Source organism: Ramlibacter sp. (assembly GCF_028291745.1).
Taxonomy (GTDB): Bacteria; Pseudomonadota; Gammaproteobacteria; order Burkholderiales; family Burkholderiaceae_C; genus Ramlibacter.
On the sequence record NZ_JAQGNQ010000030.1, the window covers coordinates 1 to 16460 of the forward strand.

At 69.7% G+C, this 16460-nt stretch carries 18 protein-coding genes and 1 riboswitch; of the genes, 3 read left to right on the top strand and 15 right to left on the bottom strand.

The window, feature by feature from the left end:
• A partial coding sequence (locus JWP60_RS04890; protein WP_299787122.1) for an acetolactate synthase large subunit occupies positions 1 to 1169 on the bottom strand: 1169 nt, incomplete at its 3' end.
• 90 nt (positions 1170 to 1259) lie between these two features.
• Here JWP60_RS04890 and JWP60_RS04895 point away from each other — a divergent pair.
• Both JWP60_RS04895 and JWP60_RS04900 read left to right on the top strand, forming a co-directional pair.
• A complete protein-coding gene (locus JWP60_RS04895) occupies positions 1260 to 1712 on the top strand; it encodes a DUF6328 family protein (RefSeq protein ID WP_299787125.1) in 453 nt (150 codons plus the stop codon).
• A gap of 8 nt (positions 1713 to 1720) precedes the next feature.
• Positions 1721 to 2449: a glutathione S-transferase gene (locus JWP60_RS04900; protein ID WP_299787128.1), complete on the top strand. Its 729-nt coding sequence runs from the start codon at positions 1721 to 1723 to the stop codon at positions 2447 to 2449.
• Here the strand turns inward: JWP60_RS04900 and JWP60_RS04905 are convergent.
• The 14 genes from JWP60_RS04905 to JWP60_RS04970 form a co-directional block, all read right to left on the bottom strand.
• Positions 2428 to 2946, bottom strand: coding sequence for a GNAT family N-acetyltransferase (locus tag JWP60_RS04905; protein WP_299787131.1), 519 nt, complete (start codon positions 2944 to 2946; stop codon positions 2428 to 2430). The genes JWP60_RS04900 and JWP60_RS04905 overlap by 22 nt on opposite strands.
• The gene (locus JWP60_RS04910) at positions 2943 to 3569 is read right to left on the bottom strand and encodes a phosphatase PAP2 family protein (RefSeq protein WP_299787134.1); all 627 of its coding nucleotides are present in this window, start codon (positions 3567 to 3569) and stop codon (positions 2943 to 2945) included. Before JWP60_RS04910 ends, JWP60_RS04905 begins: the two co-directional genes overlap by 4 nt.
• A gap of 4 nt (positions 3570 to 3573) precedes the next feature.
• Positions 3574 to 4602: a thiamine phosphate synthase gene (locus tag JWP60_RS04915; protein ID WP_299787137.1), complete on the bottom strand. Its 1029-nt coding sequence runs from the start codon at positions 4600 to 4602 to the stop codon at positions 3574 to 3576.
• Entirely contained in the window at positions 4599 to 5366 is a 768-nt protein-coding gene (locus JWP60_RS04920) for an SDR family oxidoreductase (protein ID WP_299787140.1), read from the bottom strand. Before JWP60_RS04920 ends, JWP60_RS04915 begins: the two co-directional genes overlap by 4 nt.
• The gene (locus JWP60_RS04925; RefSeq protein ID WP_299787143.1) at positions 5363 to 6358 is read right to left on the bottom strand and encodes an ABC transporter substrate-binding protein; all 996 of its coding nucleotides are present in this window, start codon (positions 6356 to 6358) and stop codon (positions 5363 to 5365) included. The genes JWP60_RS04920 and JWP60_RS04925 overlap by 4 nt, the downstream gene beginning before the upstream one ends.
• Positions 6359 to 6368: 10 nt before the next feature.
• Positions 6369 to 7136 carry an ABC transporter permease gene (locus tag JWP60_RS04930; RefSeq protein ID WP_299787146.1) on the bottom strand — a complete coding sequence of 256 codons (768 nt, stop codon included), beginning with the start codon at positions 7134 to 7136 and terminating at the stop codon, positions 6369 to 6371.
• Positions 7133 to 7882, bottom strand: a complete 750-nt coding sequence (locus JWP60_RS04935; RefSeq protein WP_299787149.1) for an ABC transporter ATP-binding protein — start codon at positions 7880 to 7882, stop codon at positions 7133 to 7135. The genes JWP60_RS04930 and JWP60_RS04935 overlap by 4 nt, the downstream gene beginning before the upstream one ends.
• Entirely contained in the window at positions 7879 to 9348 is a 1470-nt protein-coding gene (locus JWP60_RS04940) for an acyl-CoA reductase (protein WP_299787152.1), read from the bottom strand. Before JWP60_RS04940 ends, JWP60_RS04935 begins: the two co-directional genes overlap by 4 nt.
• Positions 9345 to 10415 (bottom strand): long-chain fatty acid--CoA ligase, encoded by a 1071-nt coding sequence (locus tag JWP60_RS04945; RefSeq protein ID WP_299787155.1) that lies wholly within the window; start codon positions 10413 to 10415, stop codon positions 9345 to 9347. The genes JWP60_RS04940 and JWP60_RS04945 overlap by 4 nt, the downstream gene beginning before the upstream one ends.
• Positions 10412 to 11254 (bottom strand): bifunctional hydroxymethylpyrimidine kinase/phosphomethylpyrimidine kinase, encoded by an 843-nt coding sequence (gene thiD / locus JWP60_RS04950; protein WP_299787158.1) that lies wholly within the window; start codon positions 11252 to 11254, stop codon positions 10412 to 10414. Before thiD ends, JWP60_RS04945 begins: the two co-directional genes overlap by 4 nt.
• A gap of 61 nt (positions 11255 to 11315) precedes the next feature.
• A riboswitch (TPP riboswitch) is annotated at positions 11316 to 11410 on the bottom strand.
• Between the two features lie 24 nt (positions 11411 to 11434).
• The gene (gene fghA / locus JWP60_RS04955; protein ID WP_299787161.1) at positions 11435 to 12277 is read right to left on the bottom strand and encodes an S-formylglutathione hydrolase; all 843 of its coding nucleotides are present in this window, start codon (positions 12275 to 12277) and stop codon (positions 11435 to 11437) included.
• On the bottom strand, positions 12277 to 13383 hold the full coding sequence (locus tag JWP60_RS04960) for an S-(hydroxymethyl)glutathione dehydrogenase/class III alcohol dehydrogenase (RefSeq protein WP_299787164.1): 1107 nt from the start codon (positions 13381 to 13383) through the stop codon (positions 12277 to 12279). The genes fghA and JWP60_RS04960 overlap by 1 nt, the downstream gene beginning before the upstream one ends.
• Positions 13384 to 13597: 214 nt before the next feature.
• Positions 13598 to 14218, bottom strand: a complete 621-nt coding sequence (locus JWP60_RS04965) for a glutathione S-transferase family protein (protein ID WP_299787167.1) — start codon at positions 14216 to 14218, stop codon at positions 13598 to 13600.
• 59 nt (positions 14219 to 14277) lie between these two features.
• The gene (locus JWP60_RS04970; protein ID WP_299787215.1) at positions 14278 to 14631 is read right to left on the bottom strand and encodes an FKBP-type peptidyl-prolyl cis-trans isomerase; all 354 of its coding nucleotides are present in this window, start codon (positions 14629 to 14631) and stop codon (positions 14278 to 14280) included.
• A gap of 497 nt (positions 14632 to 15128) precedes the next feature.
• On the opposite strand from JWP60_RS04970, the gene JWP60_RS04975 reads away from it, so the two are divergent.
• Positions 15129 to 16415, top strand: coding sequence for an EAL domain-containing protein (locus tag JWP60_RS04975; protein WP_299787170.1), 1287 nt, complete (start codon positions 15129 to 15131; stop codon positions 16413 to 16415).
• Positions 16416 to 16460 lie beyond the last annotated feature (45 nt).

Consider the following 16460-nt stretch of genomic DNA (forward strand, 5'->3'; position numbering starts at 1 on the left):
ATGCCGTCGCCGATGGCACCGCCGGCCAGGTGCAGCCAGTCGTGCGGCGGCGCCGCGTGCGAGTGGCGATAGAAGCCGCGGCCATAGGACACGCTCTCGTCGGACACGATGGCGTGTTCCGGCATCAGCGCCGCCACGGTCTGCGAAAGCTTCTCCGGCGTCGGCGCGCCACTGGCCGCCTCCGGGCGCGGACCGGGATCGGGGATCGCGGCCTCGGGCGCGTCCAGCGCCTCGACCAGCGCGCGCAAGGCCGCCACCGGGTCCTGCTCGGGGCGCGAGAGCACGTGCAGCTGCGCCTCGGGCGAGTACTGGATCGAGGGCTGGCCGGGATAGCCGAAGAAGCCCACCGGCGCCTTCGCGTTGACCAGCACGATGTGCTCGAAGCGGCGCAGCGCGGCGATCGCCTGCTCCATGTTGTAGGGCACGCGTTCCAGCTGCAGCCGACCGCGGCCGCGCTGCACGTGCGCGTTGACGAAGTCCGCCATCAGCGTCGCGCCGGTCGCCTTGGCGATGCGCCAGGCCAGGCCCTGCGCCTGCGCGTGCACCGCGTGGCCGGCCAGCAGCACCAGCACGTTGCGGCCCGTGCGCAGCACACGCGCGGCGCGCTCGACCGCCGAACCGTCTACGGCCGGCGGCGCCAGCGCCGGCAGCGGCTGCGCGACCACTCCGCCTTCGTCCCACGATGCATTCGACGGCAGGATCAGCGTGGCGATCTGGCCGGGATAGCCGCGCGCCGCCTGCACGGCCGCGGCCGCATCGCGGCCCACGTCGGCGGCTTGCGTGCTGGTGCGCACCCAGGCGGAGACGGTGCGCGCGAGTCCTTCGGTGTCGGCCGTCAGCGGCGCGTCGTACGGACGATGCCAGGTGGCCTGGTCGCCGACGATGTTGACGATGCCGCTGCGGGCGCGCCGCGCGTTGTGCAGGTTGCCCAGGCCGTTGGCGAGTCCCGGGCCGCAGTGCAGCAGCGTGCAGGCCGGCTTGCCCGCGATGCGGTAATAGCCGTCGGCCATCCCGGTCACCACGTTCTCCTGCAGGCCCAGCACGCAACGCAGCGCGGCGCTCTGGTCCAGCGCGGCGACGAAGTGCATCTCGCTCGTACCGGGATTGGCGAAGCAGGTATCGACGCCCGCGGCATACAGCGTGTCGACCAGACTGCGGGCTCCGTTCATGGCCGTACTCCTTGTATTGCTTGTTGTCCGACGATCTTACGGGATGCCTGCGCTTATGCTGGTGCGCTGGAGACGCAGCCGAAAGCAAGCATGGACCAGCAAGCGGTGGAACGGGAGTCGCTCAAGGAGGAGATGAGCAACATCCTCAGCGAGGCGCGCATGGTGATCCCCGGCGCGCAGGCGCTGTTCGGGTTCCAGACCATGGCCGTGTTCAACCAGCGCTTCGAGGACCTGCCGACTTCCGGCGTGACCTGCTACCTGGCCGGCCTCGGTCTGCTGGCCTTGTCGATCGCCCTGCTGCTGGCGCCCGCGGCCTACCACCGCATCGCGCACGGCGGCCAGGTCTCGCGCCACATGATCAAGCTGTCTTCGCGTTTCATCTCCGGGGGCATGGCGCCCTTGATGCTGAGCCTGGCGCTGGACATCTACGTCGTCTGCCTGGCAGCACTGGACGATGCGCGCCTCGCCACGGTCGCTGCCATCCTGGCATTGGCAGCCTTCACCTGGTTCTGGTTCGTGTACCCGCTGCTGCGGCGCCGCTGAGGAGTCCGATGCCCTATCAACTGCACTACTGGCCCGGCATTCCGGGTCGCGGCGAATTCGTCCGGCTGGCGCTGGAAGCGGCGGGCGCGGACTACGTCGACGTCGCACGGGGCGAAGGCGGCGTGGCCGCCATGCAGCGCTTCATGACGGACCCGGCGCTCGCCCGGCCACCGTTTGCCTGTCCCTTCCTCGTGGACGGCAAGCGCGTGATCGGCCAGACCGCGGCGATCCTGCTCTACCTCGGTCCCAGGCTGCAACTGGTGCCCGCGAGCGAGGCCGACCGCCTCTGGGTGCACCAGATCCAGCTGACCCTCGCCGACCTGGTCACCGAGGTCCACGACCTGCACCACCCGATCGGCAGCGGCCTCTACTACGAGGACCAGAAGCCCGAGGCGCTGCGCCGCGCCGGCGATTTCCGCGCCAACCGCCTGCCGAAATTCCTGAACTGGTGCGAGGCCGTGCTCGCGCGCAACCGCGGCAACGGGGAACGCGAGGTGCCACGCATGGTCGGCGGCCGCCTCACCTATGCCGACCTGTCGCTGTTCCAGGTGGTCGACGGCCTGCTGTACGCGCTGCCCAAGGCCATGAAGCGCGTGCTGCGCAAGACCCCGCTGGTGGCGGCGCTGCATGCCGGCGTGCCGCGGCAACGCCGGCTGGCCGCCTACCTGGCCAGCGAGCGGCGCCTGCCCTTCAACGAGCAGGGCATCTTCCGCCGTTACCCCGAGCTCGATGGCTGATCGTCGCCCTCTCGTCGCAGCCAGACGATGCCGGGCTTGAGCTGCTCGAACAGCAGGTAGTCGGTCTCGCTCATGCCCAGGTTGCGGTAGGTCGATTGCGCCACCGCGTTTTCGCGCTCGACGTAGAGGCGCACGCCGCACACATCGGGCTCGCGCACGGCGCTGCTGGTGACGTGCGCGTACAGCGCGCGAAACACGCCGCGCCGGCGCCACGCGGCCGGCACGTACACGCTCTGGATCCACCAGAAGCGGCCGTTGCGCCAGTCGCTCCATTCGGTGGTGACCATGAGGCAGCCGACCACCTCGCCCCGGACTTCCGCGACGAGATAAAAGCCGAGCGCCGGCTCGGCCATCAGCCTGCGCACGCCGGCGCCCAGCACCTCCGGCAGCAGGCGCTTGCCCTCGGTCTCCCAGGCCATGGCGGCATTGAAGGCAGCGATGGTGTCCGCGTCTTCGGCGCGGGCAGCGCGGATCAGCAAATCGGGCGATGCAGTCATGGCAGCAAGGGCGTGATGGGCCGCAGCCGGCGGCAGAACAGCAGCACGTAGAGCGTGCCGAGCGCGATGCCGGCGATCACGTCGCTGAGGAAATGCGCGCCCAGGTACACGCGGCTGAAGGCCACTAGCGGGACCATAACCACAGTGGCGGTCACGGCGAGCGCCCGCAACGGATGCGAGCGCGTGCGATGGAACACCAGCACGCAGACCATGCCCCAGAACACCGTCGAAGCCACTGCGTGGCCGCTGGGAAAACTGTAGGTGGGCAGGTGGACCAGGGGCACGTCGAACACCGGCCGTGGCCGGCGAAAGCTCTCCTTGATCGCCACGTTCAGCAGCATGCCCGCCGGCACGACGAGCAGGGCACGCACCGCGGGCCAGTCACGCTCACGCGCGCGCCACAGCATGAGGATGGCGGTCGCGCCCAGCACGGGCAGCGTCTCGTGCACCGTGCTCACCAGCACCATGGCCCCGGTCAACCAGGGCCGGCGATGCGCCGCCCACCAGAAGCTGATGGCGCGATCCACATCGACGATCGGACCGTGCAGCACCACCTGGGCTGCCAGCAGCAGGAAGACCAGCAGGCAGAACACCGCCAACACGAGGCGCCAGTGCTTGGTCACGGTCTTATCCTGCAAGACTGGGATGCGGCCACTGCGGCGGCGGCAGTTGCGGCTGCGCGCGGCCCGCGGCCAGTGCGGCCTCGAAGGCCGGCAGGGTCAAACGTGGATCCTCACCCAGGCCGCGGACGATGCACACCCCATCGGCGCCGCTGCGCGCGGCTGCTTCGACCTCCGCCGGCCCGAGGATGCCGCCGATCGCCGTGACGGGCGCACCCGCCGCGCGGCACCACCACGCGAGGTTGTCCAGGCCCTGGGGCAGCCAGGGCATGTCCTTGGTCAGCGTCGGCCACACCGGTCCGCAGGCGATATAGCGCGGCGCCAGCGTGCGGGCCCGTGCAAGCTCCCAGAGACTGTGCGAGCTGATGCCAAGCGCCATGCCACTGGCGCGCAGCTGCGCACGGCCGCCGGCGCCCAGGGCCAGCAGGTCTTCCTGCCCGAGGTGGACGCCGCAGGCGCCGAGTTCGTGCGCGAGTTGCCAGTGGTCGTTGACGAACAGTTCGGCGCCGGCCGCATTGCTGTCGGCGATGGCTTGCTGCACCTCGTCGCGCAACAACGCGTGCCAGCCCGCATCGGGCGCGGCCGGCTTCTTGATGCGCAACTGCACCGTGCGCACGCCGGCCGCCAACACCTGGCGCAGGCGCTCTGCGCTGTCGACGATGGCGTAGAGGTCGAGGCGGCGCGCTGCCGTGGCCGGCGTCGGCGAGGCGGGCTGTTCCTCGCCCCAGGAGAAGGGTGGCAGCCGATGCGGGTCCGCCATCTTCGCGACGACGAAAGCATCGGCTGCCACGAACCCGCGCGCCAGCCCCTGCTGCACCGCGAGTCGCAAGGCGTCCGCCTCCTGCGGCACGCCGCCCAGCCAGCCGCTCGCATGCACCGTGTCCAGCCAGTCCAGGCCGTCCCGGACATCGACTACACAGACCGCCCGTGCGCCCGATGCGCGCAACGCCCGCGCCACTGCAGGCGCCTCGCCGGCAATGCCCGCGCGGGCCTGCAAGGCGGCCAGGCTGCCGATCACCAGATCGTCGTCGTTCATCGCATCACCAATCCACCATCCACCAGCAAGACCTGTCCGGTGATGAAACCGCTCCACGGCGAGGCGAGGAACAGCACCGGGCCCGCCACATCCTCGGGCCGCGCCAGCCGCCGCAGCGGCGTCGCCGCCATCAGCCCCTCGCGGAACTGCGCGCGCGTGCCGGCGCTGCCCGCGGTGGGATGGACCAGCCCGGGCGCGACGCAGTTCACGCGCACGCCCAGTGGCCCGAGTTCGCTGGCCAGGTTGCGGCTGAAGCCCACCAGGGCCGACTTGGCGGTCGCGTAGTCGTGATACGGCACCACGGGCTGCTCCACCAGGTCGCTCACCAGGTTGATGATGCTGCCCTGCGCGCGCCGGCGGAAGTGCGGCAGCGCCGCCTGGCACACGTGGAAGGCCGCGCCCACCGAGCCCTCGAACTGCGCCTGGTAATCGGACCAGGCCAGTTCGCTGAAAGTGGCACGCTGCTCGGGGTCGAAGGCATAGGGCCGGAACGCGTTGTTCACGAGAACGTCGAGGCGCCCGGCCTCCTCGATCACGCGTTCGACCAGCGCGGCGGCCGCTCGCGGCTGCGTGACATCGGCCTGCACCGCGAAGGCATCGCCGCCCGCCTCGCGGCACTGCCGCACCACCTGCTCCGCCGCATCGGCGTTGCGCAGGTAGTTGACCGCAACCAGCGCCTGCTCCGCCGCGAAAGCACGCGCGATGGCCGCGCCTATGCCACGGCTGGCGCCCGTGACCAGGACGACCTGCCCGGCAAAGTTCATCCGGGTTCTCCCTTGCGCCCGGGCAGCAGGTCGGGGCTGACCACCTTGCGCACGTCGAGCGGCTTGGAAATCAGCCCGAGCTTGCTATACGCATCCGCGGCCGCCTGCAGCGAGGCCACGTCCATGCTGCCCAGGCCGTTGCGGCGCGTGAGTTCGGACACGCTGGCCGCATTGCGCAGCTTGACGATGCCCAGGTTCAGGCCGGGATCGGTGCCGTCGATGGCTCGCTTGGCCGCGAGCTGCGCGGCCTCGTCGGGGTACCGCATCATCCAGGCTGCGGCGTCCGCGTAAGCGCGCAAGAAACGCTGCAGCAGGGCGCGCTTGGTCCGATAGGTCTCCTCGCGCACCACGAACAGGTCGCTCGAGACCGGCAGGTACTTGCCCACCTCGATCACGTTCACATCCGGCAGGCCGCGGCGTTGGCCGATCAGCAGGCCCGTGTCGGTGGCCGCCGTCGCATCCACCTGCCCTTGCATCAGCGGCGCGAAATTGAGCACGCCGGTGACCATCACGGTGACGTCCGATTCGGCCAGGCCGGCCGTGTGCAGCAGCACCTGCAAGGCCTGCCGCGTGCCGCTGGCCAGGCTGTACACGCCCACCTTCTTGCCCTTGAGGTCGGCGGGCTTGGTGATCTCGCTGCCCTTGAGCGAGACCACGTTGAAGACGTTCTGCGGATAGATGTCGTAGATGGCGCGCAGCGGCTCGCCCTTGTCGAGCGCCGCGAACAAGGTGCCGGGATCGCAGAAGGCGACGTCGGCCTGGCCGCTCAGGATGTTGCGGAGCGCATCGGCGCTGCCGGCGCCCGGCACGTACTCCAGCGCCAGGCCCTGCGCCCGGTAGAAGCCCTTGTCCTCGTCGACCAGCAAGGGCGTGATCTCGGTGATCGGCTTGCTCCAGCCGGCCACGGTGAATTTCTCGAGGCCGGCCGCGCTCGCAGCAAAGGGCGCAACTGCCAGCGCGGCGAGCAACTGGCGTCGATGGAGGGTGAACATGGCGATCCTCTCAGTGGGTACGGGTGAAGGGCAGCAGCAGCCAGCGTTCCAGCAGCAGCGTGGCCTGGTAGGCGAGCATGCCCAGACCGGCGATCAGCACCAGCACCGCGAACATCAGCGAAGTGTCCATGGTGCCTTGGGATGCGATGACCAATGCGCCGAGCCCGCGGCTGGCGCCTATGAATTCGCCGACCACCGCGCCGACCAGCGCCAGCACCACGGCGACGCGCAAGCCGGCCAGGATGGCGGGCAGCCCGGAGGGCAGCTTCAGGCGCCAGAGCGTCTGCGTGCGCGTGGCGCCGAGCATGCGAAAGAGCTCGAGCCGCTCGGGCGCGACCTGCTGCAGCGCAGTCAGCGTGTTCTCCATCAGCGGGAAGAAGCAGATCAGCGCGGTGATGACGACGGTCGAGGTCATGCCGAAGCCGAACCACAGCACGAAGAGCGGCATCAGTGCCAGCTTGGGAATCACCTGGCTGGCCACCACGTAGGGCATCGCCAGGCGCCGCAGCAGCGGGTGTTCCGCCAGCGCGATGCCCGTGGCAAAGCCGATCGCGCAACCGGCCAGCACGCCCAGCAGCAGCTCGATGGCGGTGGCGCGCAGGTGCGGCCAGAAGTAGCCGCTGGCGAGCCCCTGCCAAAGCGATCGGGCAATCGCCGAGGGCGGCGGCAGCACCAGCGCCGAGACGCGCAATGCGCGACACGCACCCTCCCACGCCAGCAGCAGCAGCGTCACCAGCAGCAGCGCGCCGGCGCGTTCGCGAGCGCTCGTGTACTTCATGCGGCAAGCGCCTCCAGATGCAGGGCCGCGCGGACCTGGGTGCAGTATTCGGCGAAGCCCGCGCTGTAGCGCACGCCGGTCGAACGCTGCGGCAGCGCGATCGCGATCTCCTGCGCGATGCGGCCGGCATCGACGACGTCGATGCGGTCGGCCAGGAACACCGCCTCGGCGATGTCGTGCGTGACGAACAGCACCCCCGTGCCGCGCGTGCGGCTCATCGCGAGCAGGTCGCACTGCAGCTCCTCGCGGGTGATCGCATCGAGGGCGGCGAAGGGTTCGTCCAGCAGCAGCAGCGCCGGCCGCAGGATCAGCGCGCGCGCCAACGCGACCCGGCTCTGCTGGCCGCCCGAGAGCTGCCGCGGATATTTCTGCGCCTGCGCGGCCAGGCCGAGGTGCTCGAGCAGTTGCTCGGCCCGCGCGCGTTCTTCGGCATCCGGGCGGTGGTGCAGCGAGACCGGCAGCAGCACGTTGTCGATCACGCGCAGCCACTCCAGCAGGTTGGGCGACTGGAAGACGAAGCCGATGCCGGGGCCTATGTCCTGCTCGCGCCGGCCGCGAAACACCACTTCGCCGGCATTGGGCAGCAGCAGCCCTGCCGCGAGTTTCAGCAGCGTGGTCTTGCCGCAGCCGCTGCGCCCCACCAGGCAATGGAAGGCACCCGGCTCCACCTCGAGGTCCACGCCTTCGACGGTGGCCGGCCAGCCGGGAAAGGCGAAGCGCACGCCCCGCAGCGACAAGAGGCTCACGGCAGCGACTCCTGCGCGTAGGGCGCGAGCCGGTCGGCCGCGCGTTCGGCGCTGGCCTCGATCTCCACCATGCGCACCAGGTCCAGCAGGTTGAAGCGGCCGTCGTGGTGCCAGCCGGCTTCCGGCGCCGTCATCGCGCCCAGCGCGGCGATCCGGGTGACGCCGACGCGCCCCAGGCTTTCGGCGAGGGAATGCAGTTGCTGCGGCGTGGCAGCGATGCCGACGGTTTGCAGGAAGCGCGCGTGCGGCGCCAGCAGCGGCACCACCTCCTCCAGCGCATCGACTGCGCTCACGTGAATGCCGCGGCCACCGCCCGTGGGAGCGAGGGGCTGCGGCTGTTCGCTGCAGGCCACGGTCCACGCCGCGTCGGCAGCGCCGAACAGCTCGCAGCCGGCGCCAGCCAGCGCCTGCAGTTCCGCCGACTGCCGCCAGCCCGAGACCGCCGCGCCCTCTTCCAGCGCCAGGGCGCGGCGCGGAAAGCGCCGCTGCAAGTTGGCCAGTTCGGCCGCGAGATGGAGCGCGAACTCGCGCGGCGCCATGCGGCCACCGCGCTCCACGTAGAAGTGATGCGGCGAATAGCAGCCCTGCTGCTCGTAGCGCACGATGTCGTGCGCGGCTACCCGCGCGGTCGCGGGCCCGCGCTGCGCATCGAGCGCCGCGCGGGCGATCAGCCCGAAGCCGAGCTTGTGGCCGTAGCCGAGGAAGCGGCTGGTGACCGGCACCTGCGCGCGCACCTGCGCGATCGCTTCGTTGCCGCCGTAGGCCAGCACCGTGTCGGCTTCCCCGAACACGGCCTCCGCGCTGGCGGCATCACCACCGGGCCACCAGACGATGGCCAGGCAATCGGCGAGCGGCGGATGCACTTCGACGAGCAGTTTCACAAACAGCGTCGCGAACACCGGCTCGGCACTCGGCAGCTTGCCCACCGTGCCCGCCTTGACCAGCAGGCCGCAGACGAGGCTCCACAGTGGCAGCGCCGGCACGTTGCCGGCCCAGCTGTGCACCAGCAGGTCGGGCCCGAACGCGCGCACGAAGCCGCCCTTCATGGCGGGCTGGAATTCATCCAGCAACTTCGGATTGGCGAAGTCCTCGGCGACGAAGCGATGGAGCTGGGGTGCCCGGAACGTTTGTGCAAATCCATTGAGGCCCAGGCGCACCATCTCGGCGTCGAAGCCGCTGACGATGGGCAACAAGCGCTCGGCTTCGCGGCGCACGGGGTCCTGCGGATCGAGCAGGCGGGCAATGGCACGGTCGACGATCGCGATGATCCGGGAGACCGGGAGCGTCTTCAGGTGCTGCGCGCTGGCGGCACGCACGCGGCGGGCCAGCGCGCGCAGTTGCGCTGTCGTCAGCAGCGGCACGTTCACCTCCAGCCGCTCGCCCGCGGCGCCGAAGGAAAGCGTGTGCCACGCCACCTCCTGCGCCGCGACGCCAGGCAAATGGCCGGCCGCCCAGGGCATGGTCATGCGCGAGCCGCCTGCAGGAATTCCTGCACCGCCAGCGAGCAGCCGCGCGCCTGCGCACCTTCCGCACGCCCGAGCAGCAGGAAGCCCCCATCCACCGCGACACCCACGTCCTCGGTGAGGATCGTCGTCACCGAATTGAAGCTCGCCAGGTCGCAATGCACCAGCACGCCGTGCTCGCCGGGCGCCACCTCGCGGCCCGTGAGCGGATCGACGATGCGCGAGCGCAGCCAGTGCGGCCCCGACTTGAGCGAGGGCACGACCGCATTGCCGTCGTCGTAGAACTGCGAGCTGAGCTCCGTCATGCCATACATGTTGATGCAACGCTCGCGCGGCACGCCGAATCCGGCCGCCAGCTGCGCGTAGAAATCCTCCAGCGGCAGCTCGCGCGCCTGCCCCTTGTAGCCGCCGGTGTCGAGGATCCGGCTGCCTGCGGGGAGAGCAAAGCGCTCGTCGCCCATGGCATCGAGGAAGTGCACGAAGCTGTAGCTCGCACCCAGGACGGCGCAGGGCTCGCCGCTCGCCTGGGCGCTGCGCAGAAAGTCCCGCAGGCCGGCGCTGTCCATGCCTTGCAGTGTCACGTACCAGGCGCTGTCGGCCGTGCCGAATTCCCGCACGGCCATGGCAAGGTAGTGCGCCAGCGACGAATTGGACAGCTCCTGCTCGTTCGGAAACAGCACGGCCATGCGCAGGCGCGGCGTGCCCTGCATGAAGCGGCGCGCGAAGTTGGGCTTGAACGATGCGTCCCACACGGCGATGGTCGGATGGTAGTGGCGGCCCTTCACGTCGCCGCGCGTGGTGCCGCTGGTCATGAAGACCCGCTGCGCCTCTTCCGGCGGCGCGCAGCTCAGGGTGACTTCCTTGAAGGCGTTGATCGGCACCGCGGGAATGTCGCGCCAGCTCTTCACCGTGCGTGGCGTGGCGCCGCGCAGCTGGCAGAAGCGCCGGAACGCCGCGTTGTGCGCATGCTGCTCGGCGAAGATGCGCAGCGCCATCGCGTCGAACTCCGCATCGCTGCAGCCGTCCTGCGCAAGGAAGGCAAGCAGGCTCTCGATCAATGCGTGGTTCATGCCAGCGGCCGCAAGTGCATGGCGTGCGGCGCGACCCCGTGGTTCAAGGGGCCGCTGCCGGCACCGGTGCGCACGTTGGCGCCGCCGGCCAGCGCAGCGCGGACGAACTCGCGGGCACGCTGCACGGCTTGCGGCAGATCGGCGCCCAGGGCGAGCTCGCTGGCAATGGCACTGGAGAGCGTGCAGCCGGTGCCGTGCGTGTTGGGACTCGCGATGCGTTCGGCCCGCAGCCACATTGGCGCGGCACCGCGTTGCAGCAGCAGGTCGCTGACCGTCTCGCCCGCAAGATGGCCGCCCTTGACCAGCACCGCGTGCGCCCCGCGTTCGATCAACTGGCGCGCCGCCGCTTCCATGTCGGCCTCGTTGCGCAGCGGCTGGCCGACCAGCAGCGCCGCTTCGTCCAGGTTCGGCGTGACCACGGCGGCCAGCGGGAACAGTTCGCGCACCAGCACGGCTATGGCTGCGTCGTCGATCAGCTTGGCGCCGCTGGTGGCGATCATCACCGGGTCGAGCACCACCCGCTTCAGGCCATGACGCTTGAGCGCCGCCGCGACCGCGCGGACCGTGTCGGCCGAATGCAGCATGCCGATCTTGACGGCGTCGACGCCGATGTCTTCCACCACCGCATCGATCTGGTCCGCGAGGATCTGCAGCGGCACCGCGTGGATCGAGCGCACGCCCAGCGTGTTCTGCGCGGTCAGTGCGGTGATGGCCGTCATGCCGAAGCAGCCGAGCGCGGCAAAGGTCTTGAGGTCGGCCTGGATGCCGGCGCCGCCGCCGGAGTCGGAGCCGGCGATGGAGAGGACACGGGGATACCGGAATGCGGCGGTGCTGTTCAAGGGGGCTCCTTCGCGAGCGAATCAGGGTGCTCCGAAGGCTTCGCCCCCGACCGCGCGCGCGGCTCAGGGTTGCAGCTCTCCTTCCGCCGGTCTGAACCGGTTCAAGTTCACGGGTCTGGATCTCAGCACGCGTCGCGTACACCCCGGAGCTGTGGGCATTGTGACATAGGACCCTGGGCGTCAGGCCAGCCCGCTGTAGTGGTGATGCAGGTGCTCGCCGATGAAGGTGGAGACGAAGTAGTAGCCGTGGTCGTAGCCGGCATGGCGGCGCAGCGTGAGCGGCTGGCCCGTTTCGCGGCAGACCGATTCCAGCGCATCGGGGTGCAGTTGATCGGCCAGGAACTTGTCGTCCAGGCCCTGGTCGACCAGCAGCGGCGGCAGGCGGCCGCCGGCGCGCAGCAGTTCGACCGCATCGTGCTGCCGCCAGGCCGCGCGGTCCTCGCCGAGATAGCCGGTGAAGGCCTTGATGCCCCACGGCACCTGCGTCGGGTTGGCAATCGGCGCCAGCGCGGACACCGTGCGAAAGCGCCCCGGATGCCGCAGCGCCAGCGTCAATGCGCCGTGCCCGCCCATCGAGTGGCCGCAGATGCCCAGGCGCTCGCCGTCGGCGGGAAAGTGCGCGGCCAGGAGCTGCGGCAATTCGTCGACGATCCAGCTTTCCATGCGCCAATGCGGGCGCCAGGGATCGCGGGTGGCATCGAGGTAGAAGCCGGCGGCGATGCCGAAGTCCCAGTCGGCATCGGCGCCGGGAATGGCAACGCCGCGCGGACTCGTGTCCGGCGATACCACCATCACGCCGAGCCGTGCCGCGACTGCCTGCGCGCCGGCCTTGATCGCGAAAGTCTCCTCGTTGCATGTCAGCCCGGCGAGATACAGCAGCACGGGCACGCGGCCCTGCGTCGCCTGCGGCGGCACGAAGACGCCGAAGCGCATCGGCAGCCCGATCGCGGTCGACTCGTGCTGCCAGAACGACTGCGTGCCGCCCTGGCAGCCATGCCGCGACAGGAGTGCGGGCGCCTGCATCAGAACACCACCACCGAGCGGATCGACTCGCCCTTCTTCATCAGCTCGAAACCGGTGTTGATGTCTTCGAGCTTGAGGCGGTGCGTGATCAGGTCGTCGATGTTGATCTTGCCTTCCATGTACCAGTCGACGATGCGCGGCACGTCGGTGCGACCGCGCGCCCCGCCGAAGGCGGAGCCCTCCCACTTGCGGCCCGTGACCAGCTGGAAGGGGCGGGTGCGGATTTCCGCGCCGGCTTCCGCCACGCCGATGATGATGCTGCGGCCCCAGCCCTTGTGGCAGCACTCGAGCGCCTGGCGCATGGTGTCGGTGTTGCCTATGCACTCGAAGCTGTAGTCGGCGCCGCCGTCGGTGAGCTGCACGATCGCATCGACCACGCTGGGCACTCCCTTCGGGTTGACGAAGTGGGTCATGCCGAACTTGCGGGCCATCGCCTCGCGCGCGGGGTTGAGGTCGACGCCGATGATCTTGTCGGCGCCCACCATCTTCGCGCCCTGGATCACGTTCAGGCCGATGCCGCCCAGGCCGAACACCACCACGTTGGCGCCCGCCTCCACCTTGGCGCTGAAGATCACCGCGCCGATGCCGGTGGTGACGCCGCAGCCGATGTAGCAGACCACGTCGAAGGGTGCCTGCGGATGGATCTTCGCCAGCGCGATCTCGGGGACCACGATGTGGTTGGCGAAGGTGCTGGTCCCCATGTAATGCAGGATGGGCTTGCCGCCGATGGAAAAGCGCGAGGTGCCGTCGGGCATCAGGCCGCGCCCTTGCGTGGAGCGGATCGCCTGGCACAGGTTGGTCTTGCGCGAGAGGCAGAACTTGCACTGGCGGCATTCCGGCGTGTAGAGCGGAATCACATGGTCGCCGGGCTTGAGGCTGGTGACGCCGCTGCCGATCTCCAGCACCACGCCCGCGCCCTCGTGGCCGAGGATGGCGGGGAACAGGCCTTCGGGGTCGGCGCCGGACAGCGTGTACCAGTCGGTGTGGCAGATGCCGGTGGCCTTGACCTCCACCAGCACCTCGCCGGCGCGCGGACCCTGGAGGTCGACTTCCTCGATGGTGAGAGGGGCCTTGGCTTGCCAGGCGACGGCGGCTCTGGTTTTCATCGGTGCTCCGTTCTGTGGGGGAAGGGAGCATTGTGGGGTGGGTGGGGCGGAGTGTGGCGCGGGTGCTTGGATGTTCGGATGTCATCCCGGGCTTGACCCGGGATCCATGCCCGCGCCCCGACCGAGCGCCGGACTGGATTGCGGGTCAAGCCCGCAATGACATCCAGAGAGGCCTCGGTGTCATCCAGAGAGCCAGCGCCCGCCGCGCGGATCTTCAGCCCTGTTGCGCCGCCAGCACCTTCTGCACCTGCGGCTGCGCGTTCATGCGCTGGAAGTGGTCCGCCACCTTCGGGAAGCGGTTGACGTCGACGCTGTCGCCCTGCAACCAGCGGGTGAGCGTGTAGAGATACAGATCGCTCGTGCTGAAGCGTTCGCCCAGCACCCAGGGACCCTGCAGCATCTGGGACTCGATCAGCGCGAAAGCCTCGCCCATGGTCTGCGGGACCTTCTGCTTCATCGTCTCCATGGCCGCCGCGTCGTCCGTCCAGCGCGCTGCGCGGCCGCCGTGCGCGTGGTTCACGTGCACGGTGGAGCACAGGTAGCTGTTGAACTCGTTCATCTTCGCCAGCAGGAAGGCATCTTCCCGCGGCGCGAGCTTGGCCTGCGGAAAGCTCTGGGCGATGTACTGCAGCAGCGCGGGCGTCTCGGTCAGCACGCCGCGCTCGGTCACCAGGGCCGGCACGCGGCCCTTGGGATTGATCTTCAGGTACTCCGCGGAGCGCTGCTGCTGCTCCTTGAAGTTCAGGCGCACGGTCTCGTAAGGCGCGCCTGCGTATTCCAGCGCGAGGTGCGATGCGAGGGCACAAGTGCCCGGGGCGTAGTAGAGGGTCAGCATGCCGGCGATTGTGAGCGCGGCACGCCCACGCCCCATTAGGGAATCACCCGGCCGCCAACTCAGCCACCGATCGAGATCAGCTCGATCTCGAAGATCAGCGTCGCGTTCGGCGGGATCACGCCGCCCGCGCCGCGCTCGCCATAGGCGGTCTGCGGCGGGCAGGTGAGGCGCGCCTTGCCGCCTGGCTTCATCAGCTGCACGCCCTGCGTCCAGCAAGGGATCACGCGATTGAGCGGGAACGAGATCGGCTGGCCGCGCTTGTACGAGCTGTCGAATTCGCGCCCGTCGGGCAGCGTGCCGCGGTAGTTCACCTTGACCGTGTCGGTCGCCTGCGGCGAGGCGCCGCTGCCCGCCGCCAGCGATTCGAAGACCACGCCGCTCGGCAAGGTCGTCTTCGTGCCGCTCGCGGCCATGGTCGGCGCGCTGGCAGTCGCAGCCTGCGCGACCGTGGTGCTCGTCGGAGCCGGCGCCGCGACACAGGCGGTCATCGCGGCCAGGAACAGGAGGGAGCAGGCGAAGGCAGGGAGGCGCATGGTCGTCGGTCTCGGGTTGTGGAGGCGGCCCATTATTCCGCAAGCGGCGCGGGCAGCGAGCCCGGCTGCAGCGCAAGACCAGCCAGCCCGGTGATCCCGCGGGGCAGCGCTGGGGCTACGGTTCGCATTCCGTGTTGCCGTACCTGCTGCAGTGGCTGCGCGAGAAGGACGAGCCGCCGTGATCGCTGCGGTGCCGGGGTAGCCGAACCCGCGCCGCAGCCTTAAGCCATGCTCGGCAAGCCCCCGAATCCATGGTTAGGGAGGCCACCTATTACGCAATTTTGATTCGTGAAAAGCTTCCGTTTTGCAACGTTCGGAAAATATTGAAGCGAATCTTTCACCCCTGTATACACACTGCATAGTCACTATTGGGGGTAATGGGAGAACAACAGGGTTTGGCGACATCGCCCGAGGTCCGGGCGATGCTGCAGCGCTCGCTGGCGGTGAGCGAAGCACAGCCACCGGGCGAAGCCGCCTCGAGCGAGCTGTTGCTGCGGCACGCCCTGCGCGCGATGCGTTCGCACTTCGACATGGAGGTGGCCTTCCTGTCGGAATTCCGCGCCGGCCAGCGCGTGATCCAGTTGGCCGACGCCGCCCCCGGCGGTCCGCTGCTGCAAGGTCGCGCCGATCCGCTGGAGCAGACCTACTGCCAGCGCATCGTCGACGGCCGCCTGCCCGCCGTCCTGCACGACGCCCGCCGCAACGCGGAGGCTGCGGGCCTCAGTGTCAGCGCGGATCTGCCGGTCGGCGCCCACCTCGGCGTGCCGATCCGCTTTGGCGACGGGGCGCTGTACGGCACCTTCTGCTGCTTTCGCCGCCAGCCGGACGACTCGCTGAACGCACGCGACGCGGCGACCATGCGGCTGTTCGCCGACTTCATGGCGCAGGTGCTGGAACAGCAGACGGCGCAGGAGCGCGCGGCCTCCGAGCGGGCGCAGCGGCTGGCGCGCGTGCTGCGCGAGCGGCTGCTGACGATCGTCTACCAGCCGGTGTTCAACCTCGAAACGAATCGCCTCGTGGCCTACGAGGCGCTGTCACGCTTTCGCGCCGAACCGATGCAAGGGCCCGACGTCTGGTTTTCCGATGCTGCCGCGGCCGGCGTGCAAAGCGTGCTGGAACGCGCGGCGCTGCAGCTCGCGCTGGCCGGCCTCGCGCAGATTCCGCCGGGTGTGTACCTGTCGCTCAATGTGTCTCCGGCGACGCTGCTGGAGCCCGATTTCGCTTCCGTGTTCGAGGGCGCACCGCTGTCGCGCCTGATGCTGGAGGTGACCGAGCACAGCTCGGTGACCGACTATGCGGCCGTGGAACGGCAGCTCGCACCCTTGCGCGCAGCCGGCATGAGGCTGGCCGTGGACGATGCCGGCGCCGGCTTCGCGAGCTTTCGCCACATCCTGCAGCTGCGCCCCGACGTGATCAAGCTCGATGCCAGCCTGATCCGCCACATCGACCAGCGACCGGACTCGCGCGCGCTCGCCTCCGCGCTGATCCGCTTTGCCCAGGAGACCGGCTGCCGCATGGTGGCCGAGGGCGTGGAGACGGCCGCCGAACTGCGCGTGCTGCGCGAGCTGGCGGTGGACAAGGCGCAGGGCTACCTCCTCGGAAGGCCGGGGCCGCTGCCGCCCTTTGCTGAAATGGCAAGCCCCCCGCCGCATGTCAAGGGATAAGCCTGCCTGCAGCGCGGTCGAGATATCCACTGCCGCTGTGGAAAA

Excerpts from the sequence above, each read along its gene's own strand:
- JWP60_RS04895 (WP_299787125.1), top strand. The coding sequence starts at position 1,260 with ATGGACCAGCAAGCGGTGGAACGGGAGTCGCTCAAGGAGGAGATGAGC.
- JWP60_RS04900 (WP_299787128.1), top strand. The coding sequence starts at position 1,721 with ATGCCCTATCAACTGCACTACTGGCCCGGCATTCCGGGTCGCGGCGAA.
- JWP60_RS04905 (WP_299787131.1), bottom strand. The coding sequence starts at position 2,946 with ATGACTGCATCGCCCGATTTGCTGATCCGCGCTGCCCGCGCCGAAGAC.
- JWP60_RS04915 (WP_299787137.1), bottom strand. The coding sequence starts at position 4,602 with ATGAACGACGACGATCTGGTGATCGGCAGCCTGGCCGCCTTGCAGGCC.
- JWP60_RS04920 (WP_299787140.1), bottom strand. The coding sequence starts at position 5,366 with ATGAACTTTGCCGGGCAGGTCGTCCTGGTCACGGGCGCCAGCCGTGGC.
- JWP60_RS04925 (WP_299787143.1), bottom strand. The coding sequence starts at position 6,358 with ATGTTCACCCTCCATCGACGCCAGTTGCTCGCCGCGCTGGCAGTTGCG.
- JWP60_RS04930 (WP_299787146.1), bottom strand. The coding sequence starts at position 7,136 with ATGAAGTACACGAGCGCTCGCGAACGCGCCGGCGCGCTGCTGCTGGTG.
- JWP60_RS04940 (WP_299787152.1), bottom strand. The coding sequence starts at position 9,348 with ATGACCATGCCCTGGGCGGCCGGCCATTTGCCTGGCGTCGCGGCGCAG.
- JWP60_RS04945 (WP_299787155.1), bottom strand. The coding sequence starts at position 10,415 with ATGAACCACGCATTGATCGAGAGCCTGCTTGCCTTCCTTGCGCAGGAC.
- fghA (WP_299787161.1), bottom strand. The coding sequence starts at position 12,277 with ATGCAGGCGCCCGCACTCCTGTCGCGGCATGGCTGCCAGGGCGGCACG.
- JWP60_RS04960 (WP_299787164.1), bottom strand. The coding sequence starts at position 13,383 with ATGAAAACCAGAGCCGCCGTCGCCTGGCAAGCCAAGGCCCCTCTCACC.
- JWP60_RS04965 (WP_299787167.1), bottom strand. The coding sequence starts at position 14,218 with ATGCTGACCCTCTACTACGCCCCGGGCACTTGTGCCCTCGCATCGCAC.
- JWP60_RS04970 (WP_299787215.1), bottom strand. The coding sequence starts at position 14,631 with ATGGCCGCGAGCGGCACGAAGACGACCTTGCCGAGCGGCGTGGTCTTC.
- JWP60_RS04975 (WP_299787170.1), top strand. The coding sequence starts at position 15,129 with ATGGGAGAACAACAGGGTTTGGCGACATCGCCCGAGGTCCGGGCGATG.